Below are 16,234 nucleotides of genomic sequence, written 5' to 3'. Positions count from 1 at the left end.
TTAAAAAATCTATTCTGCCTTATCGTGTTTTTCTCCGCGGGTAACCTTTCCCATCATAAGCCATGCGAGGAGGAAAAAACATGTACAATACACAAAGACAGCCCTGTGCCCTGCAAAGTCGATTATAAGACCTGCAAGGAAGGGGGCTAGTATTGCCGCTCCTTGAGAAAAGGTATAATATAAACCTGTGTAAAGGCCTATGTGTGAAAAGCCTGCCATCTGCCAAAGCATTGGGAAGGAGTTTGCAATTATGCAAATCCAAAAAATACCGAACACAAACATTAAGCCCCAAAATAGGTATTTGATTTGTCCTCCGGCAAGACCTAGGACACCCGCAATTTCAGTTAAGAAAAATTGAGCTAAACATAGGGCAGCTACAACAATTAAAGCGATTCTTATCATTCTTTTCCGTCCCCACTTGCTTGCTGCATAACCCATCGGAATGGCTGATAAGGCTGAGGCTATACCTACCATTCCTGCTGCAAAGGCTCCCTGACCTGTCGATACGCCGAAATGTTTTATACTGTACTCGGCGATATAAGGTAACATTCCTTGATAGCCTAGGAACCATAAGAAAAGCGAAACAAGAACAAATAGGGCACTCTTATCGGGTTTTTCCTCGTCTTCGATTTTTCTGCCTGCCAATACGGTTTTCATTGCCTGTATAAACGGCACTTTTTCTTCTTCATTTTCAGAAGAATCGGGCGGTGGAGCATTTTTTTCTTTTACAAAGAAAAATAGCATTAGGGTTGCAAGGATAACCAAAAGACCCGCTGCCGGAAATGAAAGAACATCCTTTGTATGCCCTATAATGGGAAGGACAGTATCTACATCCATTAGACGGGCTAAAAATAAGGTTCCCACTATTGCTGCAATATTTCCCATAGTGTTTATAACTCCGTTCCCTTGAGAGCGGAACTCGGCGGGAACAATGTCCGGCATTAAAGCGATTACCGGCCCCCGCACCGATTGCTTAAATAAATTCAGCATGGCAAGAACAATTATTAATGCCGCCAAAGAATTTTTTGCTGCATATGGAATAAAGCTAAAAGTAATTGCAGACAATGGAAGCAGAATTATGATCCAAGGCATTCGTCTTCCTATTTTTGTGCGTGTTCGGTCCGACCATGCCGAAACGATGGGTATTAGTAATATTGCCAGAATATTATCGAGAGACATCAATATTCCGACAAGCCATTTAAAGGGAATATAACGGCTTAAAAAAATCGTTACATAACTGTCATACAATGGATCCATTAGTCCCATCGTAAAAAATCCTGCTCCGATTAAAAAAGTTATCGGAAGGTATTTTCTAAATCTTTCTTGTTGTTTCATAATTTCTCCCATGCTTATTTAATACCTTAACAGTATAAACTATATTTGCTATAATAGCTATAGTAAAAATAAAGATTATTTAATTTATGAGGAAACGAAATATGCGTAAAGAAATTTTGCCTAACGCAAAAAGACCTCTTCTTTTTGGTCATAGAGGAGTTTCAAGTTTAGCTCCTGAAAATACAATTGCTTCATTTAAGAAAGCTGTAGAACTGGGAATTCCCGGAGTGGAGCTGGATGTGCATTTAACCAAGACCGGAGAACTTGCGGTTATTCATGATTCCTCAATTAAGCGTACAGGAAGAATTTATGAAACCGGAAAGGTTATTGAAGCTCCTGATCTAAAAGTTGAAGACTTATCTTGGGAAGAATTACAAAAATATGACTTCGGTATTTGGTTTTCAAAAGAATATGAAGGCGAAAAAATTCCTTTACTTTATGATGTCCTAAAACTTCTAGGCTCCGATATCTATGTCGATATAGAAATAAAAATAGATAACCTAAAATATAAGGGCGTTGTAGAAAAAACTTATCAGGTTTTAAAGGATATTTTAAAAGTTTTACCCGACAATCCTCACAGGTTTTTGGTTTCTTCTTTTAATCCCTTTGCTATAAGATATTTTTCAAAGATATGTTCGGATATTCCTACGGCGTTGATATACGATAATCATCCCGATAATCTCTTTTTTTTAAAAAAGGGTAGGGGGCTTTTATTTTGTAGGCCTGATATTTTAAAGCCTTCTTATAAATGCTTTACGAAAAAGAAAAATAAAGAATCTTGGTGTTGGACTGTTGACGATAAAGAAAAAGCCGAGGGCCTTATCAAAAAAGGAGTAACGGGGATTATATCCAATCGCCCTCAGGATTTAAACCACGATTAAGATTCTCATTTTTACTAAATAATTTGAATAAATCCGCGCTTGTTGTACCAATTTATTGCCGTTTTATTTTTTGATTCGACATCAAGATAAATTTCCAAATCTTGATTTTTAAAATAGTTTATAACTCTATTTATAAGAGATATTCCGATTCCGCATTTTTGATATTTTTTTAGAACCGCAATAACACTGATGTAAGCCGAATTTTCTTTTATAAAAGAAATAATAAAACCTGCATATTCTTCATTATATTTTGCAATAAAACAAGAGGCGGGATTAAAAAGATCTATTTTATACCAATCACTTTCCCATGCCTTATCGCAAAAGGCATCGGCATATATTTGAGGAATAATATCTTTGTGTTTAGATTCATTAAATTCTTCGATTTTAATGTTTTTATTTTTGTTATCCAAAAGTTTCTTTGGTATTCGATATTTAATCCAGTCCTGCATTTCTATTCCTTATAAATTGTAAACACTCCGGAACAATAAGATATTTTTATAAAATCCGTTTTTAGATTAGGAAACCATAAATTAAATCTTTCGGCAATTAAATAATATTCTTCATCATCCCATTCGCCATAGTCTTTTTTTCTCGCAGCTTCCATATCTTCTTCTGTTTTAAATGCAACATCTCCGAAGATAAGAATACCATTAGGTTTTAAGGATTTTAACAGCTTCAGAATATATAATTTTTTTGCTTCGTCATCTATGTGATGAATTGCATAGGTGCTGAGTATAACATCGAATTGTTTTTGCTCAAATTCCTTCGGAAGGCCGCCGGTAAAATCAAATTGCAAAAGCTCGGCATTGGGCATTTTCTGTTTTGCTTTTTTGATCATCTCATTTGAAAAATCTATTCCGTAAATATTATAGCCGTCGTCATAAAGTTTTTTTGTTAAAATGGCTGTGCCGAATCCTATGTCCAAAATATCTTTAGGATTTTGCTTGCGAATCTTTTTGTATACCGTTCCGAGAACTTTTTTATAGCCGGCAAAGGGATAAACGTTTTCTTCATCTGATATTTCTACTTGTTTGTCATAATTATCTGACCAGAGGTCAAAGCTTTTGCTGTCCAGCATTTTGTTCCTCTTTAAGATTGAATCTTATTCCCTTTCCACCATCATATAAAGAAGAGCGTTTATAACGGAGGCGGCGACATTGCTTCCGCCCTTAGTGCCTACGGTAGAGATTTGGGGAAAAGAACTTGAACGAAGGGCTTCCTTTGATTCGGCTGCACCTACAAAGCCCACGGGAACTCCTATTATAAATTCAGGAGAAAGTTTTTTTTCTTTGCAGAGCTCTAAAAGCCTGAAAAGAGCGGTAGGGGCATTTCCTATGACAAAGGCTTTAGCTCCATCTTGGACTGCAAGGTCGACAGCAGCCGAAGAGCGCGTAATTCCGTTTTCCTTGGACATCTTAAAAACTCTATCATCATCAATCAGGCATAAAAGTTTATTTTGGGTTTTTGATAGGGCAGGCTTGTTAATGCCGGTCATCACCATTTTGGTATCGGTAAAAATAGTTATGCCCTTTTGAAGAGCCCTTTTAGCCGTTCCTATAAAATTATTTTGAAAGATAATTATCTTCCGGTATTCGACATCTCCCGTAGTGTGAATCATTCTTTTGGCTATAATTTTTTCTTCTTCCGTAAAAGAAACATCGGCCATACTTTCTTCGATTATGTCCATACTCTTATTTTCTATTTCCATCGGTTTTTTAATGTACATTTATTTTTTCCTTTAAGATGCTTTTGGGGTATTTATAGACTGAACCGCAGTTATGGCAATAAAGCTCTATTTGTTCAGGGCCGTTTTCATACATATCCTTTATTTCCTTTTCAGGTAAGGTAAAAAGTTTATCGCGGAATTTATCTTTTGAGCAGGGGCAATAAAAGTCTATATTTCTTTCGATTAGAACTTGAGGATTACAGTCACGGAAAAGGCCGAAGATAACATCCTCCCTGTTTCCCCCTTCCGCAAACCATCGGCCTATCGAGGGGCAAGCTGCAAAGGCTCTTTCTGCTTTTTCTATCAAGGATTCTTCGGCACCCGGCATGACCTGAATGTACATACCGCCTGCTCCGATGATTCTTCCTTCTTTGTCAAATTGGATGCCTGTATTAAAACCCGTTACCGTCTGCTCGGATTGTAAAAAATATTCCGATAGATCAAGGGCGATGTTTTTGTGCTTTATTTCGACGATTCCGGTTAGAGGTTCCCTTGCTCCTTCAGGGAAGCGGATAACCGAAATTTTCCCTTCCCCGAAAAGGGGCTTTAGATCCCATGTTTCTAAAGGAATGTCCGGTCTTATGGGGTCTTCCAATAGATAGCCCCTTACAAAGCCTTCGCTAAAGGCCTCGATACTAAAACCTACAAGGGGGCCTTGGGTATCACATCTGAATATTATTCTGTCTCTTCCCTTCATTGTTGGAATTAAGAGCGCTCCGCAAAGGGCGGCATGGCCGAGGGCAAGGCTTTCTAAAATACCTAAATTATGCTGCACCCTCATTTTATTTACAAAGCGGGTTCCATGAAAAAAAGCTCCGCGTATTTGGCCATCGCCGAGCATAAAGATTGTCATTCCGTCTTGGTGCATGGTTTTAAATTTTTCGATTAAGACGGGATCGGTTATCGGTTTATCTATCATAGGGCTGATTATAGCAAAGATTGCATCTTTATACAAGGATTGACAGCATCTCTTTTTTTGGATAAAATATCCTGTTTATTTTTTTATAATCTAAGCGAATCTAAGCGTTTTAAGGAAGAAATTATGTCAAATGAAAAGAAACTGTTACATTGGGCGGATCAGACTGCCGAAAAAATAATAAGAGAGAGGGGTGACCTCGATGTTTATACCTGTGCTTCAGGTATAACTCCTTCGGGAACCGTGCATGTAGGAAATTTCCGCGAAATTATTTCCGTCGATTTGGTTGTGCGTGCCCTTCGCTCCCGCGGAAAAAATGTACGCTTTATCTATTCTTGGGATGACTATGATGTATTCCGAAAAGTTCCTGCAAATATGCCCAAGCCCGAAGTTTTGGAAAAATATCTCCGCTATCCGATTACGATGGTTCCCGATACTTTTGAGAGGGATGAAAACTATGCCCGCCACCACGAGCATGATGTAGAAGCCGTTTTGCCCCGAGTCGGCATTTATCCTGAATATCTGTATCAGGCTGAACGCTATCAAAAGGGAATGTATGCTGAAGGAATGAAAAAAGCCTTGGATAACAGGGAAGAGCTTAAAGACATTTTAAATACTTATCGAGATGAGTCGCATAAAATTACCGAAGAATACTGGCCGGTCTCCGTTTTTTGCACGGCATGTAATAAGGACACTACGAAGATAGAATCATGGGACAATGACTGGACGCTTAAATATTCTTGCGAATGCGGCCATTGTGAAGCCTTGGATCTTCGTAAGGCAAAATCCGTAAAGTTGGGGTGGAGGGTTGACTGGCCCATGCGCTGGGCTTTTGAAAAAACGGTTTTTGAGCCGGCCGGAAAGGATCATCATTCGCAAGGCGGCTCCTTTGATACGGCAAGCTTGGTTTCTAACCGTATTTATAACTGGCCTGCCCCTGTAAGTTTCCGCTATGATTTTATCGGTTTAAAGGGAGTGCCCGGAAAGATGGCTTCTTCTAAGGGAAAGGTTGTAAGCCTTGCCGAAGTACTTGAAGTTTACCAGCCCGAAGTTGCCCGCTATCTTTTTGCGGGGACAAGGCCAAACACCGAATTCGTTATCAGTTTTGACCTTGATGTAATTAAGATTTACGAAGACTATGATAAAACCGAGCGCATTGCTTGGAAGACCGAAAAGGCTAAAAACGATGAGACCTTCGAAAAAGAATATAGAATCTATGAGCTTTCTCAAATAGACGGAATGCCTGAGTGTATTTCCTATCAAATTCCGTTTAGGCATTTATGCAATCTTTTACAGATAAATTCGGGCGATATTGAAGCCGTAATAAAGGGGCTTCCCGATATAAAGCCTGCCCAAGCCGATAGGCTGAGATCCCGTGCCGAATGTGCTTGGAACTGGATCACGGACGGGGGTGCTCCCGAAGAGTTTAAGTTTGTTTTAAGAGCTGACGGCTCAAAGGCTGAACTTTCCGAGGCAGAAACAAAGGCTATTAAAACGATAAGGGATTCCCTTTTACCCAAAATGGACGAGATGGATGAAAAAAACTTTTTCGACAGCCCTCTACGATGCGGCAAAGGAATGCGGCTTAGAACCCAAGCAAATGTTTGTTGCCGTCTATCAAGCCCTTGTTTCAAAGGATCAGGGTCCTCGTCTAGCAGGCTTTATGAAAACCATCGGCAAAGAAAAACTCGCAAGTATTTTGAAAAATTATTAAGGTAAAAAGGCTTTTATTTTTTTAAAAATTGTGCTAACATTATGCCCATGGTTAATGATGACTTGTACACACGCAAGATAGAGCCTGCTCCCGATAGACCTGTACAAAACGGAAAACCGAATTTCGGTACTTTTTCAGGCTGCTTTAAAAAATTTGATATAAAAGGGCTTTATCGGGTTTTCGGTAATCTGCCCATTCCTAGAATAATTACCAACGGACGTATTTCGGGAACAATGAGGTTCCTATTTTGCGATGACGAAGTAATAGGAGAAATAATCTTTTTTTCGTGCTATATTTTCTCCTTTATGGAAACTACTTTTTGGGTTCGTAAAACTCAGCAAAAATATGCCTATCGGCAGTACTTGCCGGGCGGCTTTATTCATATTCCGATGCACATAAAATATAGCGTTACGGCTTGCCGTAAATCATATAGATATGCCCGTATTTTTTCGCGTCTTTCCCACGGGAAGCTGCATGCCGACTTCGACTTTTCAGCCCATGACTCCCGCCCTTCATGCGAGGGACGTCTGGATCTTGATATTCGGGATAAAGAAGCTTTGGACTTTTCGTGCGTAATTCCCAACTACGTAAGCCGGCGGTGTATGGCCATGTACATGCAGACAGGAACGGTAAAGGGCTGGGTAAGTTTGGGTTATAACGAAGATATTCAGCTAAAAAAAGAAACATCCGTTGGTGTCTTTGATGTTAGAAAGTCTTACACAGGCTTTAGCTCAAAACGCACTCTCGTAAACGGACTCGGTAAACTGGATGACAAGCCGTTGGTCTTTTATCTTGCAAGTTCTATTGCTCCGGACAGTAATAAACACAATGATAATATAATGCTATATGACGGAAAGCGTACGCCTCTTCCTCCGGTTAAAATAACCCGCCCCTTCGGTATAATGGGAAAATGGATAATACAGGACACCGAAAGTATGGTAGACCTTGTGTTCTATCCTATTTCAAAAAATTACAAAAGGGTAAATACCGGTCTTTTTAGGACGGAATACAATACGGTTTACGGCCATTTTGAAGGTACCCTGCTGACTGCTGACGGAGAAGAGTTAAGACTAAAAAACTTCCCTGGCATAACAAAGAAATATAATCTCAGAATTTGATGTTCTAAGGATTGGGAAAATGCTTATTAAAATAGAAGAAACGGAAATTGAATGGACAGAATCTAAGGGCCGGAAGCTGAGGCTTACAATATCGCCTAAGACGGCCGTTCCCTGCATCCATGTTCCAAAAAATTATTCTCAAATCAAGGCTTTGGACTTTGTAAAAGAAAACATTGCGTGGATAAAAAAACATCAAACCCGTATTGAAGAAAAAATTGCTAAAAAGAATTTAAAAACTTCTCTAAGGGACGGATCAACGGTAAGTTTATGGGGTACAGAATATAAAATTAAAATACTACGGGCTAAAAAAAATGCAAGCGTTGCAGCCGATGATGACTTTATCTATTTAAAAGAACCTTCCGGAGCCGATCCTAAAAAGCGGCATTCAATTTTGAACCGCCTTTATAAAAAAGAATTGGAGCTTTATGTTGAAGAAATCTTGCCCTTTTGGGAAGCTAAGATAAAAGAATCCGCCTCTGAAATAAAATACCGAGATATGAAAAGCAAATGGGGTTCCTGCAATTCTTATACGGGAATAGTTACCTTAAACACAAAACTAGCAGCTCTTCCTTGCGAATGTGCCGAAATGGTGCTGGTGCACGAACTTGTTCATTTTAAGGAAAGGCTCCACAACGACCGTTTTAAGCGATATATGACCAAATACCTCCCCGATTGGAAAGAAAGAGTTAAACTATTAAATTCTGACGATTATTAGGGTGTAAGGTTTAGTCTGATACGCCTGCGTTAGAATCGGAGTTTTAAGCCGCTTAATATAGACGGCTTATCGAAAGCCGTCTTTCTAGCCTGCTTTCCAGCCGGCATTCGTGCAGTTGATTTTTTTTTAAAAATAATGTACTATCCTTTTTAATTGAAAGTTTTGTGTCAATTATGTGTAATAAAAATTCCGTATTTGGAGAATTATATTATGAATAAAATATTACCTGCCAAACATATTTCTACAAAATTTGTTATAGGTGCGTTGCTGGATACTTTTTGGGTTACTGTCGGAAGTATAATAGCTGCCGCAGCTTTACAGTTTTTTCTTATACCCGGAACAATTGCACCGGGCGGTGTCAGCGGCTTGTCGGTTGCAATCGAAAAACTGACAGGTATAAGAGTTTACATATCGAATTTAATTATAAATGTTCCTTTATTTATTTTTGGAGCAAAACTTCTAGGTAAAAAGTCCGCTGTTTTTACCCTTTTGTCTATTTTGGTGCTGTCGGGGGTTCTGGCTATTTTGCCCCAAGACTTTGTGTTTACCGATGATCTTTTTTTACAGGCGACCTTCGGAGGAATTCTTTTAGGTTTGGGCTTGGGGATTGTATTTAAGCGCGGCGCCACTACAGGCGGAACCGACCTTGCCGGTGCTATTGTAAACAAGCATTTTCCCGGATTAAGCATTGCAAAGGGAATGGCTATAGCCGATTTTGTAATAGTTATCTTTGCGGGCGTTGTAGACAATAACCCCAATACTTCGCTGTATTCTTTAATAGCTCTTTTCTTTTGCACCAAGATAGCGGATATGATTCTTGACGGCTTCGGTTATTTTAAGGGCTTTTTTATTGTAAGTTCCAAGCCGGATGAAATCGGAGATGCTCTTATGAGCAAGCTGGAAAGAGGCGTGACCCTCCTCAAAGGAGAAGGCATGTATTCAAGACAGGATCGCCCTGTGCTGCTCTGTGTCGTAAGCCGTGCCCAGTTTGTCAGAGCAAAAGAAATAATAACCGAAATAGACGAAAAGGCTTTTATTATGGTCTGCGATATGCAGGAAGTTTACGGTCTCGGTTTTAAACAAAAAATAAAGTAAACTGCTATTTTATGGATTGAATTCAGTCATTGACGGCAGATAGTTAATTATGGTATATTCAAGCTATGGATTCAGGAATTTTTATTACGGATAATAGATTAAAGTTTTCGCAAGAGCTTGCGAATAAACTTAGAGATAAGGGCTTAAAGGTTTGTTTGAGTTCGGAGTATAAAGAAGATAATAAAGAAAGCGGTGTTACTACCGAAATAGAATGGAACCGCTCATCTCTTTTTTCGCTTCAGGCTATTCCTCTTAAATTAAAAAACATAAATATTGCGGCCGATACATCAATTTTGATTTTTGATGCTCCTGCTTATTCCAAAATATATCCGGGGACGGATGCCCTTTCTATAGACAAGACGATAAGCGATCTTGTTTCTGCGAATGCAGCTCTTTCCCTTGTTTTAAAGAACTACTATATTAAAAAAGCTCAAGGCCGGCTAATCTTTGTTCACCGTGATGCGGATATTCCTTGCGGTAATCCTAATATTTCGGCAGCCTCTGCCGCCTTTTCCCGTATTGCAGAAGAAACGGTTGATGCCGTAAGAAAGACCGAGCTCCCCGGTGTGCAAACGCTTTTGGTAAAATTAGAAGGTTTTGAAGATGAGGTTTTTGCCGATTGGTTATGCAATCAGATAGCTTCACCGGTCTTGTCCCGAAGTCCCGGCCGATGGGTAAAAGCAGGGCAGCGCAGCTTTTTCGGTAAGTAAGTAATAAGATTGGAATACACCTGCAAATGTCTTGCCCTGTAGAAAATATGCGGATTACTGTGTAGCATTGCTAAAAATGTGAGAGAGGGGCATGTATTAAAAATTTTAGAACACTGAAAAACAAAAAACAAACTTGCGTCTGACAAGTGCATCTCTTTTCCCCTACAAAAACGCCGGGAATAAACTTATTGATTTTATCGGTACTTTGCCTTATACTATAAGTATCGTTGTTGAACCTTGTGGCTTAAGACGGCGCCGCTCGCTTTCAACTTTATGTACCGGCACGGAAAGCCGGCAGTTATACCTTTTACGGTACGAGGAGGAAACTTATGAAAAAAAATGTTATTTTACTGTTTGCGGCAGCACTGCTTACCGCTGCGCTTATACTGCAAACTTCCTGTAATCTTACCGCCCCTGAATACGGCGTATTAACACTCGACTTTGAAAATGGTGCGGCGCGGTCTATCGGGGCGAACGGGCTTCCTAACCTTTCGGACAGCACAATGCAAATCGACATTACAGGCAATTCTATCGTGCCCATTACAAAGCGACTTGAAAAAGACGAACCGAAAGTTTTTTCGCAAATCCTGCCGGTCGGCGAAACGGTGCACATAAAGGTTTCTATTATAACCCCGTCGGCAACGTGGACGGGCTTTACCGGCCTAACCGTAGAAAGCGGCGATAACGAGGCTGCCGTCAAACTGAACAAGGTAATAGCGTCCATGCGGCCGGTACTTTTTTTCAGCAATACAAAGTGACCCTACCAACCCATACACGTTTAAACTTAATATGAGCGGGACTCCGCTTGAGATAACACAACCGGGTCCTAACACCCCCAGTAATAGTTTTTTTTGTACGAGGGACGGTAAGGGGCGGCTGTATGCAGCATATCACGACGGTTTCAACGGTTTTGAAATACAGCGGTATACCAGCGAGGGCAGCACTGATAAACAGGTCAACCTTACTAGTATCAGTCCTGCTGTCGATGTTACAGGCCTTACAACCGACTTAAAAACGGGAAAGGTGTACGTTACCGAAGGCCATAATATCTACGAAATAAAAGATGATGCTGCTCCTCCCCATACACCAAAAGCAGTTTTGCTTACCGACAGCGACGGCTCGTATCATGCTATTGCCGCCTATAACGGGTATTTGTTCGCGTATGAGACTGATGGAGTGGTGAAGAGACTTAGAATGCGTAAACTAATTGCTGACGGTTCAGGGGTTATTCCAAGTCCTATATACCAAACGGATCCTTTAAAAGATATTATACCCATAACAGGTGATCCAGCCATTGCCCACCAAAGCGGCCAATGCCAAGATATGTTTGCGTACGGGAATAAAGTGTATATGGTTTTTACGATCGGCGCTCCGTATCTCATCGGCTTAGGCAGCAAAATTTTTTACGGCGGGGTTCTTGAGTACACCTACACCGAAGACGGCCATATGACCGAGTCGGGCAGGTACGGCTTTGGCGGTATAGAAAGCTATATAGAATATCCCGGTGGCAGTGGGACTGCTGTGTATCGTTTTGAGGGTGAGCCTCAAGACCGTTTTTATGGGGCACGGCGCATTATCGGCTTTGAAGACGGCGTCTTGTATATCGCCGACGACGGTGCAATATTCAGCTCGATAGAGGGGTACCAGGGTTATACTGTATACCCAAACATAAACCGCATTGCAAAACTCGACACACGTTCGGGAACTTTAACATTCGAAAACACCGATGCCAAATGGTATAGGGAGTGGCGATAACCTGATCTATGCCGGACGTAGGCTATAACCTACGCCGGCCGAAGTGCTAACCTACGGCAGACGTGGAGCATAATTCGACAGTGCGTCAAAACAGTATTCGAGACTATCTTGAAGCTCGATTAAAAAATATACCTCCTTGTATATTTTTTAATCACGAGTTTTAGGCCTTTACCCGCCATGGACGGTTGTGATATAAGTGGTAGAGTTTTACTTACAGAACCACCACACTTCCTGTGAAAAATGGGTAATTGCTAAGTTTAGATGCCGAACAACTTACCGTTATATAAACGGGGCTTTTAGCCAGGTTAGTTCGTGCTTGTTTGCCGTAAGATGGACAATCTTCGAGTTTGGAATTGCTGCAAACTTTTTAACGGTTTCGTTATCGGGTTCTCCCTGCATCTTTATTGTGCAAATAAATTTTTCGCAAAGGCCCGAGTCAATCCATTTTATAATCCAATCATAAAGCCTCGGAGGATAACAAATTACATCGGAGCAAAGCCAATCTATTTTTCCTATGTCTTCCGGCTTTAAGGTAAAGGCATCATGTTTTATAAATTCTATATTTTTCTTTGCCATTAAATCGGGTCTCAAGGGACTTCTGTCGATTGCGATAATCTTGCAGCCTAAGCTGTCCAGCACCCAGCTCCAGCCTCCCGGGCAGGCTCCGGCATCGAGGCAGATAGAACCGGCTGCTGGCAGAGAATTCTTTTTTTCGGAAGAAACTGCGGGCATAGCTTCGGGTTTTTCAGCAAGGCCGTTTTTTTCTTGATATTTTTTTAAGTAAAAATTTAAGAGGCTTAAGGCTTCCCACATTTTTAAGTAGGCTCGGCTCGGCGGATTTATCTTATCTTCTTTAAAGAAAATTTCACCGCGGGGGAAGGGGCTTGAAGTCTTTGCCGAAGCAAAAATTTGATTTTCGTTTAAAAGCGTCCAGATTCCCATTTCGGCTGACGGAACGTCATAGGGAAATGCCCTTTCTTTTTTGCTTATGAATGGAAGTTTTTTTTCGATGAGTTCCGCCCGCCTAAAACAGTTAAAGGGAACAAATGCCCAGTTTCTTTGGATTGAACGTAAAATATCGGCGGCCTCGTTTATACTTGAAAACTCGGCTATAAAAGGTTCCTCCATACAAAGGCGGCTCCAAAAAATATCTTTCGGAAAATTTTCCCTGTAGATAATATTGCCGTAAACGGATGCATCTTTTGGAAGTTGGATAATCCCCAGAGGCATATCCGTGTGAGGAATTCCCAATTCATCAAGAAGATGATTTTCAAACTGAGGAACGGTGAGCCAAGCCCTGCCTTTTAACGTTTTTATTCGGGGAGCACTTTTATTCAGCATTATTTAATATTCTCTTAAAAAGAATATTTTCATTTTTTCCCTTTAGCTTGTCAATTAGGTAGATTTGTGCTATTATGTAAAAATCGATTATGTAATATTTATTTTATGGAGGAATTTTAAAATGTTTAAGTTAAAAAGAATGTTTTTATGTTTGTGCCGGCTTTGGCTGTTTTATTGCTTTTTTCTTGCAATGCAAAAGAAAAAAAAGAATCGGTAGATGCTAATGTGTCTGAAACAGAGGCTGCCGCCGAAGTATCGGATATTGCAAAAGCTGAAGAAGGTCTGACTTCAAAAAAAGATATTGAAAAAATAGCATACAATAGTCTATTGAATACCGAATTTAAAAGTAAGTCTAAGGCAACTTCTGCTCATCAAAAATATTTAAACGATAAACTTGTTTTTAAAGATTTCCCTTTTAATGAAGTGAAAGAAGGTATGACGGCAGTGGTCGGAAGCGATCTTTGTTTATTCTATCCTAATGCAGAATTAAAATCTCAAGAAGACTTAGCAAAACTGCCTAAGGGAATTCCAATTCCGTTCGGCACGGTTTTGAACATTGAACAAGAACCGATAAGGCTTCCTTTCGATCCCGAAGATGAATTCGATTTCGGTGTTTTTAAGTTCCAAGAAAATCAAAATTATTTTTACCGTACAACATGGAAGGGAGAAAAAGGGCTTGTCTTTGGAGCTGATCTTACAGGTATGGATAATGATTTGAAAAAAAATCAAATGATTTCCATGCGTTATTTAACAAACGGTGTTCCTAAAGAATTCTATTCGGTATTCGGTTATGAATTTTTAAGCAAGGAGCACCAAGCTGTTTTGGAGAGGGATAGGTTGATCTTTGAAAAAGTTAAACCGGATGAATATTACCTCCATATGATGTCCGGTGATGATATGATTGCCCTGTACAGAAATCATTATGGTTATCATTACGAATCATATGAAGATAATTATAATGCAAGCCTTATGCATAATGACGGCACTACGCTTTTTATTACCACAGATTTGATGGCTCATACAAAGCATCTTCTTTTTGACAGAACCTTACAGAATATTGAAGAAAAGTTTTTTGTTCCTAGACTTCTTGAGCTTGTAAAGGCCTTTGAGGATGGTTTAAGTAATGTAAATCAAAAAGGCTTTCCTGCGGCAAAATCTGAAACCTTAGAAAAAGCTAAAATCTATTTCCAAGTTGCCCGTGCCCTCTTGGAGCTGGCTCCCGAATCTGTAATTCAAAAAGATAAGTACGGCTCTACTGAAACTGTTTATAAAGAACCCGATAAAGATGAAGTTCTTTCAAAATACCCTAAAACGGTAAGTGAAGAAATAGAGCTGATAGATAATGCCCAAGGCCTTGCAACTTCTCCTCTTTTTACATTTGAAGACGGAGCTTCTACAAAAGAAGATTATTCCCAATATAAGCCGAGAGGTCACTACACAAAAAACGGCATCTTGTCAGCTTATTTTAGGGCTATGATGTGGTTCGGACATGCTCATTTTTTAATTGCCGATAAGGGGCCTGAGGTTTTGGAACAAGACGGAACGGCCGGTTCCGATTCCTATTCCCTGACTTTGAATATGGAACCCATAGCTCTTTTAATTACCGAGCTTGTAAAAAATGATGAGGATCTTTATAAAAAGTGGGCTGCCCTTTTTGATCCGATAACCGATTTAATCGGCCTATCCGATGATCTATCTTTTAAAGAAGTTTTGCCTATCTGGAAAAGCTATAATGTAAAAGACTTTGAAAAATGGGCAAGCGACAAAAACAACTTGCTCGCATTTATGAAATCGGCTCACGAAAAACTAAGGCCTCCTGCCATAGCAGGTTCTTCCGCTTTTTACACAGCTTCCAAAGGTACCGATGAAGAAAGAAAACCTCCCATGGGTTGGAGACTTTTCGGTCAGAGATTTATATTTGATTCTTATGTTCACAGCTTGGTAAGTTCTCCCAGACTGTATGGCCGTGCACATGTTAAGGGGTTGGATATTATGAAAGCACTAGGCTCAAATTCTGCCGACTTATTGCTGCAAAAAGATTACGCTGATTTTCCTAAGTTAAAGACTATCCTTGATGCAATTGAAAAAGAAGCCGTCTCTTCTCCCGATAAAATATTGGGAAAGACATATTACGGTAAAACCCTAAACGAGATAGGCTTGCAAGCCCGTTTTGAGCAAGGTTCCGGTTTTTACTTTACCGAAAGCCCTGCATGGAGTGTAAAGTCTTTATTGTCGGCTCACGGAACATGGGCAGAGTTAAGGCATGATACTATTTTATATACAAAACAGTCTTTTGCAGAGCTTGGAGGCGGCCCTAGTGCCGATCTTACCTATAGGGTAAAGAAGATTCCCGATCCGGTTCACTATATAGAGCCTAACTTAGCATTTTGGGAAAATGCCGCTTCTTCTGTGGATGTTCTTATAAATGCATTAAGACCCTATAAACTTATAGATGAAAAGAATTTGCAAAAGCTTGAAATGTTAAAAGATGCTGCCTTACATGCTGCCGATATTGTTAAACTTGAAATTGCGGATAAGCCCGTTCCTGAAAAAGATCTAAAATGGATAACCTTGATACCGGCATTCTTTGGCCGCATTCTTATGCCTTCAATAAATGCACATGCCGATCCCGAGCAGTTTCGTATGGCCTTGGTTGCTGATGTGTTTACAAACGGAGAAGAAGGCTTTGTGCTTGAAACGGCTGTCGGTATTCCGTATAGAATCTACGTTCCATTAAACGATGCTCAAGGCGGAAAGAGAATCGCTGTCGGTTATTGTTTTAACTACTACGAGTTTGAGCAGGATAGTTCTAACCGTCTGACAAACGAGCAATGGAAGGAAAGGGTCTATGCTGATGAAGACATGGAAGAGCTAAAGCCTTTTTGGGCTCAAAATATTTCTTTTTAAAAGAAACTTTTTTTGCCGGAC

The 16,234-nt window shown here is 40.1% G+C and carries 12 protein-coding genes and 2 pseudogenes; 8 read left to right on the top strand and 6 right to left on the bottom strand.

Annotated features, from left to right (window positions below; translation table 11 throughout):
* Nucleotides 1-9: 9 nt before the first annotated feature.
* A complete protein-coding gene (locus tag JO40_RS02085; protein ID WP_044977683.1) occupies nt 10-1,335 on the bottom strand; it encodes an MFS transporter in 1,326 nt (441 codons plus the stop codon).
* Nucleotides 1,336-1,436: 101 nt separating this feature from the next.
* On the opposite strand from JO40_RS02085, the gene JO40_RS02080 reads away from it, so the two are divergent.
* Nucleotides 1,437-2,216, top strand: coding sequence for a glycerophosphodiester phosphodiesterase (locus tag JO40_RS02080; protein WP_044977682.1), 780 nt, complete (start codon nt 1,437-1,439; stop codon nt 2,214-2,216).
* A gap of 14 nt (nt 2,217-2,230) precedes the next feature.
* Here the strand turns inward: JO40_RS02080 and JO40_RS02075 are convergent, their stop codons facing one another.
* From JO40_RS02075 to JO40_RS02060, 4 genes are read right to left on the bottom strand one after another with little or no spacing between them, the layout of a single operon-like run.
* Nucleotides 2,231-2,665: a GNAT family N-acetyltransferase gene (locus JO40_RS02075; RefSeq protein ID WP_044977681.1), complete on the bottom strand. Its 435-nt coding sequence runs from the start codon at nt 2,663-2,665 to the stop codon at nt 2,231-2,233.
* Nucleotides 2,666-2,667: 2 nt separating this feature from the next.
* The gene (locus JO40_RS02070; RefSeq protein ID WP_044977680.1) at nt 2,668-3,294 is read right to left on the bottom strand and encodes a class I SAM-dependent methyltransferase; all 627 of its coding nucleotides are present in this window, start codon (nt 3,292-3,294) and stop codon (nt 2,668-2,670) included.
* Nucleotides 3,295-3,318: 24 nt separating this feature from the next.
* Entirely contained in the window at nt 3,319-3,942 is a 624-nt protein-coding gene (locus JO40_RS02065) for a precorrin-8X methylmutase (protein WP_044977679.1), read from the bottom strand.
* Nucleotides 3,932-4,861 (bottom strand): Hsp33 family molecular chaperone HslO, encoded by a 930-nt coding sequence (locus tag JO40_RS02060; protein WP_044979676.1) that lies wholly within the window; start codon nt 4,859-4,861, stop codon nt 3,932-3,934. The genes JO40_RS02065 and JO40_RS02060 overlap by 11 nt, the downstream gene beginning before the upstream one ends.
* Nucleotides 4,862-4,984: 123 nt before the next feature.
* Between JO40_RS02060 and lysS the strand changes: the two are divergent.
* The 6 genes and pseudogenes from lysS (at nt 4,985) to JO40_RS02030 (ending at nt 11,965) form a co-directional block, all read left to right on the top strand.
* Nucleotides 4,985-6,572, top strand: a pseudogene (gene lysS, locus JO40_RS02055) (lysine--tRNA ligase).
* Nucleotides 6,573-6,619: 47 nt separating this feature from the next.
* Nucleotides 6,620-7,690, top strand: a complete 1,071-nt coding sequence (locus tag JO40_RS02050; RefSeq protein ID WP_044979674.1) for a DUF2804 domain-containing protein — start codon at nt 6,620-6,622, stop codon at nt 7,688-7,690.
* Between the two features lie 19 nt (nt 7,691-7,709).
* Nucleotides 7,710-8,405 carry a YgjP family zinc-dependent metalloprotease gene (locus JO40_RS02045; RefSeq protein ID WP_044977678.1) on the top strand — a complete coding sequence of 232 codons (696 nt, stop codon included), beginning with the start codon at nt 7,710-7,712 and terminating at the stop codon, nt 8,403-8,405.
* 210 nt (nt 8,406-8,615) lie between these two features.
* Nucleotides 8,616-9,500, top strand: a complete 885-nt coding sequence (locus tag JO40_RS02040; protein WP_044977677.1) for a YitT family protein — start codon at nt 8,616-8,618, stop codon at nt 9,498-9,500.
* A gap of 65 nt (nt 9,501-9,565) precedes the next feature.
* Nucleotides 9,566-10,210, top strand: a complete 645-nt coding sequence (locus JO40_RS02035) for a hypothetical protein (protein WP_044977676.1) — start codon at nt 9,566-9,568, stop codon at nt 10,208-10,210.
* A gap of 329 nt (nt 10,211-10,539) precedes the next feature.
* Nucleotides 10,540-11,965 (top strand): annotated as a pseudogene (locus JO40_RS02030) (hypothetical protein).
* 279 nt (nt 11,966-12,244) lie between these two features.
* Here JO40_RS02030 and JO40_RS02025 read toward each other — a convergent pair.
* A complete protein-coding gene (locus JO40_RS02025) occupies nt 12,245-13,306 on the bottom strand; it encodes an SAM-dependent methyltransferase (RefSeq protein WP_044977675.1) in 1,062 nt (353 codons plus the stop codon).
* 147 nt (nt 13,307-13,453) lie between these two features.
* Here JO40_RS02025 and JO40_RS02020 point away from each other — a divergent pair, with 147 nt between their 5' ends.
* The gene (locus JO40_RS02020) at nt 13,454-16,213 is read left to right on the top strand and encodes a DUF3160 domain-containing protein (protein WP_044977673.1); all 2,760 of its coding nucleotides are present in this window, start codon (nt 13,454-13,456) and stop codon (nt 16,211-16,213) included.
* Nucleotides 16,214-16,234: the final 21 nt, after the last annotated feature.

This window comes from Treponema putidum (assembly GCF_000755145.1).
GTDB classification, from domain to species: Bacteria; Spirochaetota; Spirochaetia; order Treponematales; family Treponemataceae; genus Treponema_B; species Treponema_B putidum.
This window is presented reverse-complemented; position numbering and strand designations above follow the sequence as displayed.

Bases quoted from the DNA above. Each gene is read 5' to 3' on its own strand.
- JO40_RS02085 (WP_044977683.1), bottom strand. From the start codon at position 1,335: ATGAAACAACAAGAAAGATTTAGAAAATACCTTCCGATAACTTTTTTA.
- JO40_RS02080 (WP_044977682.1), top strand. From the start codon at position 1,437: ATGCGTAAAGAAATTTTGCCTAACGCAAAAAGACCTCTTCTTTTTGGT.
- JO40_RS02075 (WP_044977681.1), bottom strand. From the start codon at position 2,665: ATGCAGGACTGGATTAAATATCGAATACCAAAGAAACTTTTGGATAAC.
- JO40_RS02070 (WP_044977680.1), bottom strand. From the start codon at position 3,294: ATGCTGGACAGCAAAAGCTTTGACCTCTGGTCAGATAATTATGACAAA.
- JO40_RS02065 (WP_044977679.1), bottom strand. From the start codon at position 3,942: ATGTACATTAAAAAACCGATGGAAATAGAAAATAAGAGTATGGACATA.
- JO40_RS02060 (WP_044979676.1), bottom strand. From the start codon at position 4,861: ATGATAGATAAACCGATAACCGATCCCGTCTTAATCGAAAAATTTAAA.
- JO40_RS02050 (WP_044979674.1), top strand. From the start codon at position 6,620: ATGGTTAATGATGACTTGTACACACGCAAGATAGAGCCTGCTCCCGAT.
- JO40_RS02045 (WP_044977678.1), top strand. From the start codon at position 7,710: ATGCTTATTAAAATAGAAGAAACGGAAATTGAATGGACAGAATCTAAG.
- JO40_RS02040 (WP_044977677.1), top strand. From the start codon at position 8,616: ATGAATAAAATATTACCTGCCAAACATATTTCTACAAAATTTGTTATA.
- JO40_RS02035 (WP_044977676.1), top strand. From the start codon at position 9,566: ATGGATTCAGGAATTTTTATTACGGATAATAGATTAAAGTTTTCGCAA.
- JO40_RS02025 (WP_044977675.1), bottom strand. From the start codon at position 13,306: ATGCTGAATAAAAGTGCTCCCCGAATAAAAACGTTAAAAGGCAGGGCT.
- JO40_RS02020 (WP_044977673.1), top strand. From the start codon at position 13,454: ATGTTTGTGCCGGCTTTGGCTGTTTTATTGCTTTTTTCTTGCAATGCA.